Raw genomic sequence first — 19,249 nt, forward strand, 5'->3', positions numbered from 1 at the left:
TGATCGATCATAGGGTGTTTTAATGGATTCATGGACGCAGACCTGAATCCCCAGGAGACCGCCGAATGGCTCGAATCCCTTGAGGCGGTGCGCCGTGTGGCCGGTCCCGAACGGGCCGACTACCTGCTGAGGCGGCTGGCCACGACCACCCGCTACCTCAACACCGTGCCGACCTCCGAGGAGCCCGTCTACCCGGGTGACCTGGAGCTGGAGGCACGCATCGCCGCGTACGACCGGTGGAACGCCGCAGCGATGATCACCAGGGGAAGCCGGCTGGGGCTCGGCGGCCACCTGGCGACCTACGCCTCGGCCGCCTGGCTGTACGAGGTGGGCTTCAACCACTTCTTCCACGCCGGCCACGACCAGGTCTACTTCCAGGGCCACGCCTCCCCGGGCGTCTACGCCCGGGCCTTCCTGGAGGGCAGGCTGAGCGAGTCCCAGCTCGACCTGTTCAGGCGCGAGCCCGAGGGCGGGCTGCCGTCGTACCCGCATCCGCGGTCCATGCCGGACTTCTGGCAGTTCCCCACCGTCTCCATGGGGCTCGGGCCGCTCAACGCGATCTACCAGGCCAGGTTCAACCGCTATCTGCACAACCGCGGCGTCAAAGACACCTCGCGCAGCCACGTGTGGGCCTTCCTGGGCGACGGCGAGATGGACGAGCCGGAGTCCACGGCCGCCCTCACCCTGGCCGCCCGCGAGGGGCTCGACAACCTCACGTTCGTGATCAACTGCAACCTCCAGCGGCTCGACGGCCCGGTGCGGGGCAACACGCGCATAGTGCAGGAGCTGGAGAGCGTCTTCAGGGGCGCGGGCTGGCACGTCGTCAAGGCTCTGTGGGGCCGGGAATGGGACGGGCTGCTGGGCTCGGACGAGCTGGTGGCCCGGCTGGGCGAGGTGCCGGACGGGCAGTTCCAGACGTTCGCCGCCTCGACGGGCTCCTACATCAGGGAGCGGCTGTTCCAGGGACTGGACGTGCCGTGCTCGGACGAGGACCTGCGGCGCGTCGTCGGCGGGTCGCGGGCGGGCCACGAGCCTCGGAAGGTGTACGCGGCCTACCGCAGGGCCCTGGACAACCGGGGCGCGCCCACGGTGATCCTCGTGCAGACGGTGAAGGGCTGGACCCTCGGCACGGGGATCGAGGCGCGCAACGCCAACCACCAGATGAAGAAGCTGACCCAGGACGAGTTCCGCGCCCTGCGCGACCGGCTCGGCCTGCCGGTGCCGGACGAGGCCCTCGACGGCGACCTGCCGCCGTACCTGCATCCCGGGCCGGACTCGCCGGAGGCGAGGTACGCCGCCGAGCGGCGCCGCGACCTGGGCGGGCCCGTCCCACGCCGCACGGTCTCCCACGCCCCGCTGCCGGCCCCGGGCGAGACGGCGTTCCGGGCCCTGGAGAAGGGCTCGAAGCAGCTGGTGGCGACGACGATGGCCTTCGTCCGCCTCGTCAAGGACCTGATGAAGGAGCCGGAGACGGGACGCCGCTGGGTGCCGATCGTGCCGGACGAGGCCAGGACGTTCGGCATGGAGTCGCTGTTCCCCACGGCCAAGATCTACTCGCCTCTGGGCCAGCGCTACGAGTCCGTCGACCGGGACCTGCTGCTGTCGTACAAGGAGGCGGCCGACGGGCAGATCCTGCTGGAAGGCATCACCGAGGCCGGGTCGATGGCGTCGTTCACGGCCGCGGCCTCCAGCTACGCCACCCACGGCGAGATCATGATCCCCTTCTACATCTTCTACTCGATGTTCGGCTGGCAGCGCACCGGCGACCAGATGTGGGCGCTGGCCGACCAGCTCGGCCGCGGGTTCCTCGTCGGCGCGACCGCCGGCCGGACCACGATGACCGGGGAGGGCCTGCAGCACGCCGACGGTCACTCGCAGCTCCTCGCCTCCGCCAACCCCGCGTGCCTGGCCTACGATCCCGCCTTCGCGTACGAGGTGGGGACGATCGTGCGTGAGGGGCTCCGGCGCATGTACGGCCCCGACGGCGAGAACGTCTTCTACTACCTGACCGTCTACAACGAGCCGATGCCCCAGCCCGCGATGCCCGAGGGCGTCGAGGAGGGCATCCTCCGGGGCATCTACCGGTACGCCGCCGGCGGCGGTGACGCCCACCTGCTGGCCAGCGGCACCGCGGTCCACTGGGCGATGGACGCACAGCGCCTGCTCCGGGAGGAGTACGGCGTGGGCGTGGACGTGTGGTCCGTCACCTCCTGGAGCGAGCTTCGCCGCGACGCCATGACCACGACGGGCGTGCCCTACATCCGGCAGGCCCTGGCCGGGACCTCGGGGCCGGTGATCGCGGTCAGCGACTGGATGCGCGCGGTGCCGGACCAGATCAGCCCCTGGATCGACCGGCCGTGGACCTCGCTCGGCACCGACGGGTTCGGGCTGTCGGGCACCCGCGAGGCGGTCCGCAGGCATTTCGGGGTGGATCCGCGCTCGATCGCGGAGGCCGTGCTCAAGGCGGTGGAGACCGGGCACGAGTGAGGGAACCCATCCCTGCGAGACAGTGCCCCGAGCGGGAACCTCTCCGGTGGGGGCGCAGTAAGCTGCGGAATCGTGCTCATCCTGCTGCCTCCGTCGGAGGGGAAGGCCGAGCGGGGGACCTCCCGCGTCCGCCGGCTGAGCTTCCCCGAACTCGCCGGCCCGCGCGAGAAGGTCCTCGACGCCCTCGTGTCGCTCTGCCACACGCCCGAGGCGCGCGACGTGCTGGGCCTGTCGGACGGGCAGGCCGGTGAGATCGAGCGCAACCGGGGGCTGCCCGCGGCGCGCACGCTGCCCGTCGCCGACCTCTACACGGGCGTGCTGTACGACAACCTCGGTCTCGGCACCCTCTCCCCCGATGCGCGGCGGCGGGCCGACCGGAGGATCGTCGTCTTCTCCGGCCTGTGGGGCCTGCTGCGCCCCTCCGACCGGGTGCCGCCGTACCGGCTGTCCATGGGCGTACGGCTGCCGCCGATGGGCGGTCTGGCCGCGTTCTGGCGGCCGTCGATCAGTGCGGTGCTCGACGCGACGAAGGGCCTGGTGGTGGACATGCGGTCGGCGACGTACGCCGCCGCCTGGCAGCCCGGCGAGCGCGGCGTGGCCGTACGGGTGCTCAGGGAGGCGGCCGGGAAGCGGACGGTCGTCAGCCACATGGCGAAGGCCACGCGCGGCGTGGTCGCCCGCTCGCTGGTGGAGACCCCGGACCGGCCGCGTACGGCCGGCGACCTCGCCGACCTGCTGGCGGGGCTGGGGCACCGGGTCGAGCTGGCCGCGCCCGCGGGAGGGAACCGGCCGCGGACCCTCGACGTGATCGTGGACGAGTGAGTCAGAGGTTGAGCCGGGCGCAGGCCCGGCGGTACTGCTGACCGGGGTCGCCGAGATGTGACCAGGGCAGGCGGCTGAAGCGGCCGCCGGTCCTGCTGAGGTGCGCGCGTGCCGGGCGGCGCAGGTCCGCCAGGAAGAAGGCGGCGCCGAAGGCGTTGTGCGCCTCGATCGACCGGGGATGCGCGCCGCCGAGCCGCCGCTCCGACCAGTGCCCGGCGGCCGAGACGATCTCGCGCTGCGCCTCGAAGGGGAACCATCCTCCCCGGGACATCGGCGTCCGGCCCGCGGCGATGATCTCGAAGTGGGCCAGCGGCACCAGAGCCGGGAGCGGGCTGCCCTCGGGGGCGTGCGCGGCTGCCGAGCGGGCGAAGGCGAGCGTCTCCTGGGCGGAGCCGCCCCAGCCCGGCGACAGGGTGATCAGGCGGGCCACCGCCGCGGAGTAGAGCGACGGCCACCGCCTGGAGCACTCGTGCCAGACCGCGTCCTTGTCGGTCCGCGGCCGGTCCAGCCCGACGGCCAGCCACATCAGGCACTCCCACGGCACCGGGTCGCCGGGAGCGAGGGCCGCCGCGGCCAGCAGCGGCTGTCTCGCGCCCTCCATCGCCGACTGGTAGGCGTGCAGCCGGTCCGCCTGCACGGCTCTGGCCCGCACGTCGGGCCGCAGTTCCCAGGCCTCCTCCAGCCGGGTCCGCCCCAGCCACAGCCACAGGTCGGGGTTGCCCTGGTCGTAGGCGAGCGGCGCCTCGATGGACCGGCTCGCGCCGACGAGGGCGCGTGACAGCGCCTCCACCCGAAGTGACCGTACCTCCGGGTCGCCTCTGCTCGTGGCGAGAGCGGCGATCGCCGGTCCGATGTCTCCCCGCCGGGCGGATTCGACCGCCTCGTCGAGGATGGTGTCCGCCCACGGGCGGTCCGGGATCATTCGTGGCCCCCGAGCACGCGCCCGATCCACTTCGATCACTCCCATGAGGCGCGAGCCTAGGAGCGACAGCGTGCCCGTGGTGCTACCACGATGTTACGGAAAAGTTAATCGTCCCCCGGCCTTCCCCGCGGGGCCGAAGGACGATCGACTCGTGTCTCAGTCGAGGTAGTCGCGCAGCACCTGGGACCGGGACGGGTGGCGCAGCTTGGACATCGTCTTCGACTCGATCTGGCGGATCCGCTCGCGGGTCACGCCGTAGACCTTCCCGATCTCGTCGAGGGTTTTCGGCTGCCCGTCGGTAAGACCGAACCGCATCGACACCACGCCCGCCTCCCGCTCCGACAGCGTGTCGAGAACGGAGTGCAGCTGCTCCTGCAGCAGCGTGAAGCTGACCGCGTCGGCCGGGACGATGGCCTCGGAGTCCTCGATGAGGTCGCCGAACTCGCTGTCGCCCTCCTCGCCCAGCGGCGTGTGCAGGGAGATCGGCTCGCGGCCGTACTTCTGCACCTCGATGACCTTCTCAGGGGTCATGTCGAGCTCGCGGGCCAGCTCCTCGGGCGTGGGCTCGCGGCCGAGGTCCTGCAGCATCTGCCGCTGGACCCGGGCCAGCTTGTTGATCACCTCGACCATGTGGACCGGGATGCGGATGGTCCGCGCCTGGTCGGCCATGGCCCTGGTGATCGCCTGCCGGATCCACCACGTGGCGTACGTGGAGAACTTGTAGCCCTTGGTGTAGTCGAACTTCTCGACCGCGCGGATCAGGCCCAGGTTGCCCTCCTGGATCAGGTCCAGGAACAGCATGCCGCGCCCGGTGTACCGCTTGGCCAGCGACACGACCAGCCGGAGGTTGGCCTCCAGCAGGTGGTTCTTGGCGCGGTGGCCGTCCTCGGCGATCCACTCCAGCTCGGCGCGGACGTCGACCGGGAGGTTGTCGGCCTCCTGGGCGAGCTGCTCCTCCGCGAACAGGCCGGCCTCGATCCGCTTGGCGAGCTCGACCTCCTGCTCGGCGTTGAGCAGGGGCACCTTGCCGATCTGCTTGAGGTAGTCCTTCACCGGGTCGGCGGTGGCGCCGGCCGCCGCGACCTGCGCGACGGGCGCGTCGTCATCGTCGTCGGTGAGGATCAGCACCTCGTCCTCGGACTGCACGAGCGCCTCGGCCTTGGGCTCCTCGCCCTCGGTCTCGGCCTCGGTCTCGGCCTCGGTCTCCTCGGTCTCCGCCTCGGACTCGATCTCGACGTCCTCGACGTCCAGCTCGAAGTCCTCGATGTCGACGTCACCTTCGAGGTCGATGTCCTCCTCGTCCTCGGCGACGTCGGCGGACTTGGGCTTGGAATCGGCCTTGGGCGCCTTGCCCTCGGGACCGGCGGCGGGGGCCGCCGGGGTGGCCGCGGGCGCGGCCTTCTTGGGCGGGGCGGGCTTGGCCGGGGCCGGCTTGGCCGCCGCCGCGGCGGGCTTGGCCGGGGCGGCCTTCTTCGCCGCCGGCTTGGCGGGGGCGGGCTTGGCGGCCGGCGCGGAGTCGGTCACCACGGCGGTGACGGTCTCCGGCTGCGACTCCTTGGCCGCCGCGGACTTGGTGGTCTTCTTGACGGGCGCGGTGGTGCGGCGCTTGGCTTGACCTCGAGAACGCTTGGGAGCCGCGGAGTCGGCGGCCGTCACCACGACGGTCACGCCCTCCTTGCTGAGGCTTCGCAGGAATCCAGCGGCTTGCGACATCGGGATGTCCGCTTCCTCGAAGGCCTTGCGGACATCCTCGGACTCGAGGAAACCCTGCGAGCGCCCACGCTCGAGGAGCTGCTGAATCACTGGCTCGTTCAGCTCCGACGGCTTCGAGCGAGTCGAACTTGCAGGCGACACGAACACCTCTCGAACGAACGCATGGCGAGAATGGACCCAGGTTCTTCTTCTTTTCCGGTGGTGTGGTCGCGCGAACCGCGACATGCCATTGTGGCACGCCAAGGTCCGTGATACGGCCGCGTCCCGCCGGTTGCTCCTCCACCCTAGGCCGACCGAGAGACTACTGCGTACGGACGGAGGTCACTGATACCCGAAAGCAACCGTTATGACTGTTTCATTCAGTCACTCTTCGTGGCCGGTGGGACGTGGACCGCGAGTACCGTTACGTCGTCATCCTGTTCATACCCGGACAGCATGCGCTCCACCAGGAAATCGAGCAGCATATGTGGACTGGCTACGACTTCCGGCGGCGCTTCGGCCACGACGCTTGAGAGTTCCCTGAGCCCGGCGTCCAGACCGCGCTTGCGGTTCTCCACGAGCCCGTCCGAGTACAGCACGGCCGTGTGCCCCGGAGGGACGCAGAACCGGTACTGCTTGCGGCTGGTGGCCCAGCCGAGCGGCGTGCCCGGCTCGGTCTCGTGCAGCAGGCCGACGCCCTGCGGCGAGACCAGCAGCGGTGGCGGGTGACCGGCCAGGGCCAGCGTGCCCTCCCCGGTTCCAGGCTCGACGACCATGTACGCCAGCGTCGTGACCTGCTCTTCCTCCTCGGTGGCCTCGAAGACCCGGTCCAGCCCGGTGAGCACCGCCGCGGGCGGCGGGTTGGTCAGGGCGAGGGCGCGCATGGCGTTGCGGATCCGGCCCATTCCCGCGGCGGCCTTGACGCCCTTGCCCATGACGTCGCCGACGACGGCCGCGACCCGCCCGTCCTGAAGGACGAACGCGTCGTACCAGTCACCGCCGACCTGCACGTGGCGGGAGCCGGAGCGGAAGCGCTGAGCCAGTTTCAGGCCGCTCACCACGGGCAGCCGGTCGGGCAGCAGGCTCCGCTGCAACGTTTCAGCGGTCCGGTGCTCACGCTCGAACAGCGTGGCCCGCTCGACCGCGAGCGCGCACTGACCGGCGAGCGCCTCCAGGAAGACGCCGTCCTCCTGCGAGATCTTCTGCGACCGGTTGAACGAGAACCGCAGCGCGCCGAGCGCACGACCGGCCGCGAGCAGCGGCAGGCCCACCCAGGCCCGTTCCTCGGTCTGCTCCAGGAACTTGGCGATCTGCGTCTCGTCGGCGCCGGCGTCGACCAGCTGGATGCGCAGGCTGTCCAGGGACTCGGCGAAGACGGGCCTGCGGCTGTTCACCGCCATCGTCATGACGCTGGGGTGGGCGAGGTCGATGTCCTCGCCCGGCGCGTCGGGGGTGCCACCGCTGTTGATCACCTTCAGGGTGGCCCTGTTGTCGTCGAGCAGGGCCACGGCCGAGTGGTCGGCGGCCAGCGCCGTCCGCCCGACGTCGATGATCACCTGCACCACCTGCTCGACCGTCAGCGCCTCGGCGAGCTGCGCCGTCGCGCCCTGGAGCCGGGCCGTGCGCAGAGCGGCCGCGCCGAGCTGGTCGGTCAGGCGTCCCCGCATGTCCTCGGCCTCGCGCTGCGGCGTGACGTCGGTGTTCGCGCCGACCCACTCCACCACGCGGCCGAGCCGCATGATCGGGACGGCCCGCACCTCGAAGTGCCGGTAGCCGCTGGCCCGGGTGCGCACCCGGTAGCTCCACTCGAACATCGTCCGGCCGCGCAGCGCCTCGCGCCACGCCTCGTCGGTGCCGGGGCGGTCGTCCGGGTGCACCGCCTCCAGCCAGCCGTGCGCGAGGTACTCCTCCAGGCCCTGGCCGGTGACGGCCCGCCACTGGGGCGCGTCCTCGATCACCCCGCCGTTCGGCGAGGTGATCCAGACGAGCTGCTGCTGCGACTCCACGAGAGAGCGGTAGCGTTCCTCGCTGCGCTCCAGCACTTCCTTGTTCATCTGCCGTTCGGTCAGGTCCACCCCGAACAGGGCGGTCCCGAGGACGCCGTCGTCACCGCGGAGCGGGAAGAACGACACGGTCCAGTGCCGCGCGTCGCCGTTCTCCGCCCTGGTCGGGTACGGCTGGTCGGTGACCGGCAGGCCCTCGTCGGCGATCCGGCGCAGCGCCGACTCGATCAGCGCGGTCAGATCGGCCGGCAGCAGCTCGGCCGGGAGGCGGTCGAGATGCAGCTCGACAGGATGACCGGTCAGCTCGGTGAAGGTCGAGTTGACTCGGACGAACCGCCCTGAAGGGTCGAAAAACGCGAAGGCGAAAGGCGCCTCCGACATCAGGCCTCTGAAGAGGTCGGAGTCTGAGATGTCCAAACCGGACTCCCGGGGCCGGGGCACGGAGGTTTCGGCGCTCATGGTCGGCACCTCCGTCGCGTGCCAGCGTCTCCCACGAGGCACATCTCCATAACTGTGTTTGGTAGCGCGATCTGCCCTACATCATCGGCGATCGGCATGCGCGGACGGAAGCCCCGCCAGCCATGCGGTCAACGCATCCTGTCAAAAGACCGGCACCTCGCGCAGGAAGATCCGGCCTACTTCTTGGCCGCCCGCTTCGCCTCCTGCTTGGTCGCGGGGACCGGTCGCAGGCTCACGGCGTCGGCCGGGCCATCGTAGTGCTCGGAGAGGTGGGCCGCGAGTGCCCGGACGCGGGCCGCCGTCGCCCCTGGACACCGGTGGACGGCGAGCAGGGCGGCGAACTGGCAGGGAGCATGACGAACGGAGGGTTGACACAGCCGCGGAAAGAGGTGGAATTGGGGGCGGCAGGTCCCCATTCAGCGAGGAATGCAGTCGATGCCCGTACTCGCAGCACGAATCGATGGCGGCCCATCGCCGGAGCCGAGGCTCCGGGAGCTGGTGGAACCGGTGGTCAACCGGCTCGCCGCGGAGTTCCTGACCGTTCCCCTGTCCACCGTCGCCCGCTGCGTCGCCGACGCCTGGGCCTGCGGTGAGCACCTGGGGGTGGCGGTCACACCGGAGATCGCCGGAAGGGTGGCCCGTGAGCGCCTCCTGGGACTGGTGAACTCGGCGCCGCCTTCCCGGCGCTGAGGCGCCGTACGGCGCGCCGGCGGCGGCCGTACGGCACGGCAGGGGCGGGAGCGGCAGATAACGGGGAAGTCACCGGGCCGCGTTCATGGTGCCCTTCCCGGCGCGAATGCGAGAGGGTGGTGACCGTGAGCGAGCGGAGCGAGATCTCGTGAGTCACCGGCGCCGACGTGACCCCCGGGGGACCCGGCCGCCGGACGACGTGTTCGCGGAGATGCTGCTGGCGGCCAGGGAGCTGCTGGCCGTGCGCAGCCCGCTCGACGCGGAGCTCATGGTCTCCGACATGCTCGGCGCCTGGTGGGGCAGGCGGCTGCGCGGCGGCGACGTCGAGCAGATCCTCGGCGAGGGCCTGGTCGACTACGCGGCCAAGGCGGGCACGCCCGCGGCCCTGTCCCTGCTCGTCTCCGTCGCCTACCTCGGCACCGCCCGGCAGGCGGCCAAGGCGGAGGGCGCGGCGCTCGCGCTGATGGAGTCCGGCGTCGCCCGGCCCCGCTGGGCGGACCGCGTCGGCGCGGTCAAGCCAGCCGGCTGCTACGTCTCCAGGGACGTGTACGGCGACCAGGACACCGTGGTCTGCACCTTCGCCTACAACGGCGAGGACAGGCACGCGCTGGTCGTGGTCGTCGACTACAACATGGGCGGCATGGCCCGGGACGCCTGGGTGTCCTCCCAGGTCGACAAGCTGCTCGACCAGGCCAGGCAGGAGGCGTCCGGCAACGAGCTGCTCCGGTTCGAGGAACTGGAGCCGCAGCAGGCGCGGGCGCTGCTGGAGTTCGCGATGAAGGCCGCCAGGGCCGCCGCGCACAACCGCAAGGGACCGAAGCTGGTCAGCGACAGCTACAGCGCCTACCACGCCTTCGCGCGGGCCAGGATCAAGGCGCTGCCGCCCGGGCGCCTGCGGCCCGCCCCGGCGCACACCGAGGCCCCCTACAGCCGCGACCGCCGCGCGATGCTGGCCGCCGAGTTCCTCGCCTCCGACGCGGCGGAGAACCTGTCGGACCCGTCGGCCGCCTCGCGGTGCGCCGACCACATCATCGAGTACGGCTGCGACCAGGACTTCGGCCGGCCGACGCGGGTCAGCCCCACCAAGTGCGAGACGTTCCTGCTGGACTGGCTGCCGCGCAAGGTCCTGCTCACCCCGGCCGAGCAGGACGCGATGCCGCACGTGCTGTCGGCGTGGGTCCGCTTCGCGGGGCCCCGGATCGGGCTGCCGGAGCAGGGCGTGCGGGCGACGCTCGACGCGGTCTGGGAGGCCATGGGCCGGTTCACCGAGGCCTACCGGGACCCGGCCACCTTCGGGCTGGACCGCTCCCTCGTGGAACGGCTCCTGCCCGACGGCGACCTGTCGGCGCTGGCCCGGCGGGCCTTCGCGTTCCCCCTCCTCCAGGGCATGCGCGGCGCGACCAACCTCGACCTGCTCAACCCGGCGGACGAGGCGGACCGGCGGATCCTGCTGGAGATCGACCACACCGGCGAGCTGGGCCGCGCCGACCTGGAGGAGCACCTGGCCTGGCACGAGGAGATCGCGAGCCGCCTGTGGGTCGGCGACCCGCCCCAGCTGTGGGAGGCCGCCCAGCGCCTGCTCGACCTCGGGCACGACCGGCACGACGTGCTGCACGTCCTGATCGAGATCGCCGAGCGCATCGGCGACCACCCGGACGAACTCGCCGCCGCCCTCGACGACATCGCCGACATCCCCGACGAACCTCCCCTCTGACCCCTGCGGCAGGATGGACATGGCCGACAGGGAGACCACCGAGCGAGCCGGGTGTGAGCGCCCCGATGAGCGAAGCGGGAAACACAGTGGTAGTGATGGATTTGAACGCCGATCTCGGGGAGGGCTACGGGATCTGGCGGCTGGGCGACGACCTGGCCCTGCTCGACCTGGTGACGAGCGCGAACGTGGCGTGCGGCTTCCATGCGGGCGACCCGCTGATCATCCGCCGGACCTGCGCGGCGGCGGTGGACCGCGGCGTGGCGATCGGCGCCCAGGTCTCCTATCGCGACCTGGCGGGCTTCGGCCGTCGGGAGATGGAGGTGGACCCGGAGGAGCTGTGCTCCGACGTGCTCTACCAGCTCGCCGCGCTCGACGGGATGGCGAGGTCGATGGGCGGGCGGGTGTCGTACGTGAAGCCGCACGGCGCCTTGTACAACCGCGCCTGCCGTGACGAGGAGCAGGCGGAGGCCGTGGTGGCGGCCGTCACCGCCTTCACCCCCGCCGCCTCGGCGCTGCCGATCCTCACGCTGCCGGGGTCGGCCCTGGCGCGGGTGGCCGGCCGGCACGGCGTGCCCACGGTGGCCGAGTGCTTCGCCGACCGCGCCTACACGCCGGAGGGGACGCTGGTGCCGCGGCGGCGGCCGGGCGCGGTGCTGCACGACCCGGACGAGGTCGCGGCCCGTGCCGTGCGGATGGCCGTCGAGGGCGTGGTGACGACGATCGAGGGCGGCGAGGTGCGGGTCGGCGCCCGGTCCGTCTGCGTGCACGGGGACACTCCCGGCTCGGTGCGGATCGCCAGGGCCGTCCGGCAGGCCCTGTTGGACGCGGGTGTCGTGGTGGGGCCGTTCGCATGACCATCCGGGCGGCGGGCGAGCACGCGCTGCTGGTGGAGACCGGCTCGCTGGAGGCGGCCCACCGGCTGGACGCGCTGCTGCGGGCCGATCCCCCGCCGGGGGTGGAGGACGTCGTGCCCGGCTCGCGGACCGTGCTCGTCGTGGCCCCCGCCGCCGATCTGCCGCGCCTGGAGGCGCTGCTCGCCTCGCTCCTGCGTACGGCGCTCGCCCCGGCGGGCGCGGGCGGGCCGGGGCGGCTCGTGGAGATCCCGGTGGTCTACGACGGGGCGGACCTGGCGGAGGTCGCGGCGCTCAGCGGCCTGCCGGCCGAGGAGGTGGCCGCCAGGCACGCCGCCTCGGAGTTCACGGTGGGCTGGCTCGGGTTCGCCCCCGGCTTCGCCTACCTGATCGGCCTGGATCCGGCGCTGCACGTGCCCCGGCTGGCGGTGCCCCGCACCAGCGTGCCGCCCGGCTCGGTGGCGATCGCCGGGTCGTACTCCGCCGTCTACCCTGCGGCCTCTCCCGGCGGCTGGCGGCTGCTCGGGCGTACGGACGTGCGGGTGTGGGACGCGGCTGCCGAGCCGCCGGCGATGCTGCCGCCCGGCACGCGGGTGCGGTTCCGGCCGGAGGCGGGGCGGTGACCGCCGTCGTCGAGGTCCTGGCGCCGGGGCCGTACGCGACCGTGCAGGACCTGGGGCGGCCCGGCTACGCCCATCTGGGGGTGCCGAGGTCGGGGGCGGCCGACCGGCCGAGCCTGCGGCTGGCGAACCGGCTGGTCGGCAACGCGGAGACCGCGGCGGGCATCGAGCTGACCCTCGGCGGGGCGGCGCTGCGCTTCACCGCCGGGACGTGGGTCGCGGTCACCGGGGCGCCGTGCCCGGTGGAGGCGGCCGGGCGGCCGGCCGGGACGGACGCGCCGGTGTGGGTGCCGCCCGGCGGCGTGCTGCGGTTGGGCGTGCCTCGCCGGGGCCTGCGGACCTACGTGGCGGTGCGCGACGGGATCGGCGTGGAGCGGGTGCTGGGCAGCCGCTCGACCGACTCGCTGTCGGGGATCGGGCCGCCTCCGCTGCGGGCGGGCGCGACGCTGCCGGTCGGCGCCGGGGCCGTGGCCGCCGCGATCATCGCGGACTTCGCCGCCCCGCCGCCGCTGCCCCGCCACCCGGTCGTCCGGGTGCTGCCGGGGCCGCGCGACGACTGGTTCGTCCCGGAGGCGCTCGCGGCCCTGTGCGCGGCGGCGTACGAGGTCACGGCGGACAGCAACCGGGTCGGGGCGCGGCTGCGCGGCGCCCCGCTGGAGCGGGCCAGGTCCGGTGAGCTGGCCAGTGAGGGCATGCCGCTCGGCGCCGTCCAGGTGCCGCCGGGCGGGCAGCCGATCGTGTTCCTGGCGGATCACCCGCCGACCGGGGGTTATCCCGTCGTCGGCGTCGTCGCCGCCGCCGACGTGCCGCTGGTCGCCCAGGCGCGGCCGGGCGACCTGCTGCGGTTCCGGCTGGTACGGCGGGCCGCCCGCCACCGGGAGACGGCACACCACCGGGAGACGGCGGACCGTCCCGGCGGCGCCCGTCAGGAGGCGTAGCCGATGTCCTCGTACCTGAGGTCGTAGAAGCCGCCGGCTCCGATGTTGGCCAGCGCGGAGCGCACCACCACGCCCTGCGGGCACTGGTAGAGCGGCAGCACGTTGACCTCCTTCCAGACCAGCCGGTCGGCGTCGTTGAGCAGGCCGGGCACCTTGGCGGGGTCGAGCACGCTGCCGGCGCGGTACATGGCCTGGTCGATCTGCCTGCTGCCGCTGCGCCCCAGGTTGGAGTACCACTCGACGTCGTCGCCCTTGCCGCGCTCGCCGTCGGCGTAGACGTCGAAGGCGCCGGACACCGGGTAGGGCGTGCTCGGGTAGGCGAAGGCGGTGAGGTCGAAGTCGCCGGGGATGAGGTACTTGCCGAAGAAGTCGTTGAAGGACACCTTGCGCACCTCGGTCCGCACGCCGACGCGCTGCAGCATCCGCCCGGCGGCCTGGGCCTCGGCGAGGCTCGGCGGGATCCCGTCGGGGACGACGAAGCGCAGCGTGAGCGGCTTGCCGTTCTTCGTCCGTGCCTTGCCGGACATCTTCCAGCCCGCCTGGTCGAGCAGCCGGCCGGCCAGGGCCGGGTCGTAGCCGCCGGTCTCCGCCGCGTTGGCGTGGTAGCCGTACTGGCTGTTCATGAGGAAGTGGTTGTCCAGGGTCACCGTCGGCCAGCCGAGGCCCTTGAGGTCGGCCTGCATGAGGGCGCGGCGGTCGAGCGCCGCGGCGACGGCCTGGCGCACCCGGACGTCGGACAGGACCGGGCTCTCGCCGTTCATGGTGAACTGGCGGTACTGCGTGCCGGCGGCCTGCCGGACCACCGCGTCCCACGCCTCCCTGACCCGCGCGTAGTCGTCGGGGGACGGGCCCACCTCGAACACGTCGACGTCTCCCTTGGTGAACGCGCGCACCATCTGGTCGGGCCGCACCGTCCGGAACTCAATGCGGTCGAGCTTGGGCCGGTTCCCCCACCAGCCGGGGTCGCGGGCGAGGGTGACCGTCCTGCCCTTGGCGTCGAGCCGCTCCACCCGGAACGGCCCGGCGGTCACCGGGATCCGGTTGATCCAGTCGGAGTTGAACGCGGCCGGCGTCGCGTTGGTCACGCTGGGGTACAGCGGCGTGAACAGCGACTGCCACTCGTTGAACGGCTGGGCGAGGGTCACCACCACCTCCCGGTCGCTCGACCCCCGGGCCACGCTCTGGATGTTCTCGTAGGCGATGGCCGCGTCGACCCGGTAGTCGTGGTCGCGCCCGCTCATCGCCTTCCACTGGGCGGCGAAGTCGTTCCAGGTGATCGGCTTGCCGTCCGACCATCGCGCCTTGGGGTTGATCGAGTAGGTGACGACCTGCCGGGGAGAGGTGGCGGTGATGCGGGCGTTGGTCACGTAGTCGGTGTCGAGGGACGGCCGTCCCCGCTCGTCGGACCGGAACGTGCGCGGCATGAGCGCGTCGGTCACGGCCTCGACCGCGTTGCCGTCGCCGTCGACGTGGTTGCGGTTCCACTGGGCGGGGAAGTCGACGAGCCCCCACCGCAGGGTGCCGCCGTCCTTGACCTTGTCCCGGGGCAGGGGGTTGATGTCGTACGCCTTGACCGGGGAGGGGGCGAGCGCGCCGTCCTGTTCGCCGGTCCCCCGCTGCGCACCACACGCGCTCGCGGCCCACACGGCCGCGAGCAGGGCCAGGGCGACCGGCCATCGTGGTCTCACGTGTCTCTCCGCTCCTCCGGCTACCCTACGAAGTAGATTAGTAGCAGGAAGTGACGATCGCCGTCAGCGGGACACGCATCGCCGCGACGCGGCTCTCCTCCGGATCAGGGCGACTCGCGGATCAGGACAGCTCGTCCACCGCGCTGCGGACGTCCTCGCTGGTTATCGTGGTCAGCTCGGCGGCGTTCGCCGTGCCCTGGGCGGCCAGGCGCACGTCGCGCCGCAGCGCCGCGCGCTCGTACAACGAGCGGGCGAAGCGGCCGTTGCCCAGCCCGTCGATCAGTCCTTCACGGCAGACCCAGTCGAAGACGTCGGCCAGGTCGCGCCCGGCGGAGGCGTCGAACCTGTCGCCGGCCGCGGCGGCCTGCAGGTTGGCGATCTCGGCCAGCTCGGACGGCGAGTAGGAGGGGAACGCCACCCGCTGGTTGAACCGCGAGGCCAGGCCGGGATTGGTGGCGAGGAAGGCGTCCATCTCGCGCTCGTAACCGGCCAGGATGATCACCAGGCGGTCGCGGTCGTCCTCGGCCCGCTTCAGCAGGGTCTGCACGGCCTCGGCTCCGAAGGCGTCTCCCCCCGAATAGCCGGCGTTGACCAGGCCGTACGCCTCGTCGACGAACAGCACGCCGCCGAGCGCCCGGTCGACCAGCTCGTTGGTCTTGATCGCGGTGGCGCCCAGGTGCTGGCCGACGAGGTCGGCCCTGGACGCCTCGACGACGTCGGGCCTGGCGAGCAGGCCGAGCGCCGAGAAGATCCGGCCGAGGATCCTCGCGACGGTCGTCTTGCCGGTGCCGGGCGGGCCGGCGAACACGAAGTGCCGCATCTGCGACTGGACCGGCAGGCCCTGCTCCTGCCGCATCCTGGCCACCTTGAGCTGGGCCGTGATCGCGTGGACCTGCCGCTTGACCGGCTCCAGCCCGGCCATCCGGTCGAGGTCCGCGAGCGCCTCGTCCAGCGTCGGCGTGGCCTGGTAGCCGCGGAAGCGCGCGGTGATCTCGTCGAACGCCTTGGTCACGTCGCCGGCCGTGATCGTCACCAGGTCCTCGCCGCGCGGCGCCCCGCCCGCGCTCACCACCCGCACGTCGCGCGCCTGCGCGGCGGCCTCGGCGAGGCTGCGGGCGAAGCGGGCGTTGCCGAGGTCGTCGACGAGCCCCCGGCGGTGGACGTCCTCGAAAAAGCGGCGCAGCACGGGACGGGCCTCGGGGGCGAGCCGGTCGCCCCGGCGCTCCTGCAACGCCTCGGTGATCTCCAGCAGCTCGCCGGGGTCGTAGCTGGGGAAGCGGACCCGGGTGGCGAACCGGCTGGACAGCCCGGGGTTGGACGACAGGAAGTCGTTCGTCTCGCGCTCGTATCCGGCGAGGATGACGATGAGCCGGTCACGGTCGTCCTCGGCCCGCTTGAGCAGCGTCTGCACGGCCTCCGCGCCGAACCGGTCGGGCTGGCCGTCGCCCGAGTTGATCAGGCCGTACGCCTCGTCGACGAACAGGACCCCGCCGAGCGCCCGGTCGATGAGCTCGTTGGTCTTGATGGCGGTGGCGCCGAGATACTCCCCCACGAGGTCGGCCCGCTGCGCCTCGACCACGAAGGGCGTCTCCAGCAGGCCGAAGGCGTAGAAGATCTTGGCGAGGGTGCGGGCCACGCTGGTCTTGCCCGTCCCCGGCGGGCCGACGAACACGAAGTGGCGCATGGGCCGCTCGTTGGCGTAGCCCGCCTCCCTGCGCAGCCTGGCCGCCTCGATGGACGCGGCGATGGCCCGCACCTGCTCCTTGACCGGTTCGAGGCCGATCATGGACTCCAGTTCGGCGAGAGCCTGCTCGACGGTGATCGGCGGCGGGTCGCCGGTCTCGGCCGCGGCCGGCCGGTGACCGCCCGCCCTGACCTGCTGCCTCTCGTGGGCCTCTCCGCCGATCGGCTCGCGCTCCGCGGCGGCGCGCACCCTGCGGGCCAGGATCAGCCGGTAGAGGAGCACCGCGGCGGCCGCGCCGTACGCGCCCCACAGGGCGGCGGAGGAGGACAGCGGCGACAGCGACAGCGCGACCAGCCCGGCGGCCGCCAGGGACATGAGCGTCGTCAGCCAGGGCGGCACCCACCGGATCAGGTGAGCCGAGATCGCGACCAGCACGCCGAGCAGCATCAGCAGGCCGGGCACGGGCGACTGCCCGCCGTACACCACCATGAACAGCGGCAGCAGCAGGCCCCACGCTGCGAGCACCAGCACGGTCGCGGCGGCGCGGGGATAGCTGAGCGCCAGCGCGACGAAGGCCAGCGCGGTCACGGTGCCGATGAAGGTGGGCATCAGCGACCAGTTGAGGGCGGCGGCCAGGCCCATGACGGCGACGAGCAGCACCACGAACAGCACGCGCCGCGCGAACGGCGGAAGGTGGAAATAGCGGAAACGCACCTGTTCGAACAGATCACGTGCCGCAGTCCGACTTAAGAGGCTCGCCGCCCGTGCTCTGTCGGAGTCCCGCATCGACGCCTCCCCGCTTCGACCCCGGTTATACCGCACGGGGGAAGGGAATGGGTGGACCTCGCGCGGCACGGTGGACGAGGCACCCGCCGGTCCCTGTGATCACCTGGAACGATACGGAACCGGCGCTGTGTTCCCGACATCACCGGAAGGGCTGAGAGATCCCCTTCCCATGGCTTAAGCTGCCACGCATGTTCCAGCGGGGCCGCGAGCACTGAGCGGTTTATGATCATGGTTTCGGTCGGGTCCGTCACCGTCCGCGCGGCGGGCGCCCTGCGCGAGCCCCGGGTCAGCCGGTGGTCGGTCCTCGTGCTGCTGTGTTTCAGCCTGCTCCTGATCGCGGTCGACGCGACCGTGCTGCACATCGCGGTCCCCGCGCTCACCGCCGCCCTGGAGCCGTCGTCCGTCCAGCTCCTGTGGATCATCGACGTCTACTCGCTGGTGGTCGCGCCGCTGCTGGTGACGTTCGGCACGCTGGGCGACCGGTACGGCAGGCGGCCGTTCGTGCTCGGCGGCTACGTGGTGTTCGGCCTTGCCTCGCTGGCGGCGGCGTTCGCCGCGACGCCGCTCGCGCTGATCGTGGCGCGGGCCTTCCTCGGCGTCGGCGGCGCGATGATCATGCCGGCGACGCTGTCGATCATCCGGCAGGTGTTCACCGACCGGCGGGAGCGGGCCGTCGCGCTCGGCGTCTGGAGCGCCGTGGCCGCCGCGGGCGCGGCCGTCGGGCCGCTGATCGGCGGGGTGCTCGTCGAGCACCTGTGGTGGGGCGCGGTCTTCCTGATCAACGTGCCGCTGCTGCTGGTGGCCCTGCCGTTCGCCGTACGGATCCTGCCCGTCTCGCCGAGGCGGGCCGACCACCCGTGGGACGCGCTCAGCGCCGCGCTGTCGACCCTCGGCATCCTGTCGGTCGCGTTCGGGCTCAAGGAGGCGGGATCGGGGCACACGCTGGGCCGGGGTCCGGCGCTCGTCGTCCTCGTGGCCGGCGCCGCGATGCTCGCCTGGTTCGTCCTGCGCCAGCGGCGGCTGGCCTTCCCCCTGCTCGACATCGGGCTGTTCGGGCAGCGCGGCTTCGCGACCGGCGTCGGCTGCGTGGTGCTGGCCGTCTTCGCGCTGGTCGGCCTGGAGCTGATGCTGGCGCAGTATCTGCAGCTCGTGCTGGGGCTGTCCCCGCTGGAGGCCGCAGTGCGGATGCTGCCGCTGATGGTCGCGGCCGTCGCCGGGGGCCTCGCCGCCGCGCACGTGCTGGGGCGGATCGGGCTGCGCGCGACGGTCGGCGGCGGCCTCGCGCTCACCGCGCTGTCCCTCGCCCCGGTGCTGACCTGGGGGACCGAGCAGCACCCCGTGATGCTCATCGCGTGTTTCGCGGGGATCGGCTTCGGCGTCGAGGTCGCCCTGCTCGCGGCGTCGGACACGATCATGGCCTCGGCGCCGGAGTCGCGGGCCGGCGGCGCGGCCGCGATCGAGGAGACCGCCTACGAGCTCGGAGCCGGCCTCGGCATCGCCGTACTCGGGACGATCACCACGATCGTGTACGCCCCGTCCCTCGGAACCGTCCCCGGAGTCCCGTCCGGCCTAATGACGCAGGCGCGGGAGTCGCTGGCCGCGGCCGCGCACGTGGCCGGGAAGGCCGGCGGCGTCACCGGGGACGCGCTCCTGGCCGCCGCCCGCGCGGCCTTCGTCACCGCCCTGCACAGCACCGTCGTCGTCAGCGTGGCGCTGCTCGCGCTCACCGCGCTGGCCGTGGCCCTGCTGCTCCCCCGTCACCCGGCCGGCGATCCCGGCACCGAGACCCCGGCGCCCGAGCGCGCGGACGCCTGACCTGGTCCGCGCATGACGGCGACCGGGCCGGGGAGAGTATCCGGGCAAGCCGCCGCCCCCCAGCCCCCAGGATGAGAA

13 protein-coding genes are annotated in these 19,249 nt (G+C 72.5%); 8 read left to right on the top strand and 5 right to left on the bottom strand.

Annotation, left to right across the window (positions count from 1 at the left end; translation table 11 throughout):
• Window positions 1-30: 30 nt before the first annotated feature.
• Both aceE and FED44_RS27770 read left to right on the top strand, forming a co-directional pair.
• Window positions 31-2,487, top strand: coding sequence for a pyruvate dehydrogenase (acetyl-transferring), homodimeric type (aceE, locus tag FED44_RS27765; protein WP_138462568.1), 2,457 nt, complete (start codon window positions 31-33; stop codon window positions 2,485-2,487).
• Between the two features lie 72 nt (window positions 2,488-2,559).
• Window positions 2,560-3,309, top strand: coding sequence for a YaaA family protein (locus FED44_RS27770; protein ID WP_138462569.1), 750 nt, complete (start codon window positions 2,560-2,562; stop codon window positions 3,307-3,309).
• A gap of 1 nt (window position 3,310) precedes the next feature.
• Here FED44_RS27770 and FED44_RS27775 read toward each other — a convergent pair whose 3' ends face one another.
• From FED44_RS27775 to FED44_RS27785, 3 genes are all read right to left on the bottom strand, one after another.
• Window positions 3,311-4,231 carry a hypothetical protein gene (locus tag FED44_RS27775; protein ID WP_244302312.1) on the bottom strand — a complete coding sequence of 307 codons (921 nt, stop codon included), beginning with the start codon at window positions 4,229-4,231 and terminating at the stop codon, window positions 3,311-3,313.
• A 156-nt stretch (window positions 4,232-4,387) separates the two neighbouring features.
• On the bottom strand, window positions 4,388-6,085 hold the full coding sequence (locus FED44_RS27780) for an RNA polymerase sigma factor (RefSeq protein ID WP_117410104.1): 1,698 nt from the start codon (window positions 6,083-6,085) through the stop codon (window positions 4,388-4,390).
• Between the two features lie 218 nt (window positions 6,086-6,303).
• Window positions 6,304-8,385, bottom strand: coding sequence for a SpoIIE family protein phosphatase (locus FED44_RS27785; RefSeq protein ID WP_117410077.1), 2,082 nt, complete (start codon window positions 8,383-8,385; stop codon window positions 6,304-6,306).
• 435 nt (window positions 8,386-8,820) lie between these two features.
• Between FED44_RS27785 and FED44_RS27790 the strand changes: the two genes are divergently transcribed.
• From FED44_RS27790 to FED44_RS27810, 5 genes are all read left to right on the top strand, one after another.
• On the top strand, window positions 8,821-9,075 hold the full coding sequence (locus FED44_RS27790; protein WP_182876530.1) for a hypothetical protein: 255 nt from the start codon (window positions 8,821-8,823) through the stop codon (window positions 9,073-9,075).
• 211 nt (window positions 9,076-9,286) lie between these two features.
• On the top strand, window positions 9,287-10,789 hold the full coding sequence (locus tag FED44_RS27795) for a hypothetical protein (protein WP_138462629.1): 1,503 nt from the start codon (window positions 9,287-9,289) through the stop codon (window positions 10,787-10,789).
• A 95-nt stretch (window positions 10,790-10,884) separates the two neighbouring features.
• Window positions 10,885-11,643 (top strand): LamB/YcsF family protein, encoded by a 759-nt coding sequence (locus tag FED44_RS27800; RefSeq protein ID WP_117410076.1) that lies wholly within the window; start codon window positions 10,885-10,887, stop codon window positions 11,641-11,643.
• Window positions 11,640-12,263: a 5-oxoprolinase subunit B family protein gene (locus FED44_RS27805; RefSeq protein ID WP_117410075.1), complete on the top strand. Its 624-nt coding sequence runs from the start codon at window positions 11,640-11,642 to the stop codon at window positions 12,261-12,263. Before FED44_RS27800 ends, FED44_RS27805 begins: the two co-directional genes overlap by 4 nt.
• On the top strand, window positions 12,260-13,198 hold the full coding sequence (locus tag FED44_RS27810; RefSeq protein WP_138462570.1) for a 5-oxoprolinase subunit C family protein: 939 nt from the start codon (window positions 12,260-12,262) through the stop codon (window positions 13,196-13,198). The genes FED44_RS27805 and FED44_RS27810 overlap by 4 nt, the downstream gene beginning before the upstream one ends.
• On the opposite strand, the gene FED44_RS27815 is transcribed toward FED44_RS27810, so the two are convergent.
• Together FED44_RS27815 and FED44_RS27820 are read right to left on the bottom strand one after the other, a co-directional pair.
• A complete protein-coding gene (locus tag FED44_RS27815) occupies window positions 13,186-14,886 on the bottom strand; it encodes an ABC transporter family substrate-binding protein (protein WP_138462571.1) in 1,701 nt (566 codons plus the stop codon). The two genes, FED44_RS27810 and FED44_RS27815, sit on opposite strands and share 13 nt — an antisense overlap.
• Before the next feature lie 121 nt (window positions 14,887-15,007).
• Complete coding sequence (locus tag FED44_RS27820; RefSeq protein ID WP_138462572.1) at window positions 15,008-17,356, bottom strand: AAA family ATPase; 2,349 nt, start codon at window positions 17,354-17,356, stop codon at window positions 15,008-15,010.
• Window positions 17,357-17,578: 222 nt separating this feature from the next.
• Between FED44_RS27820 and FED44_RS27825 the strand changes: the two genes are divergently transcribed.
• Window positions 17,579-19,171 carry an MFS transporter gene (locus FED44_RS27825; protein WP_138462573.1) on the top strand — a complete coding sequence of 531 codons (1,593 nt, stop codon included), beginning with the start codon at window positions 17,579-17,581 and terminating at the stop codon, window positions 19,169-19,171.
• Window positions 19,172-19,249: the final 78 nt, after the last annotated feature.

This window comes from Microbispora triticiradicis (assembly GCF_005864065.1).
Taxonomy (GTDB): domain Bacteria; phylum Actinomycetota; class Actinomycetes; order Streptosporangiales; family Streptosporangiaceae; genus Microbispora; species Microbispora triticiradicis.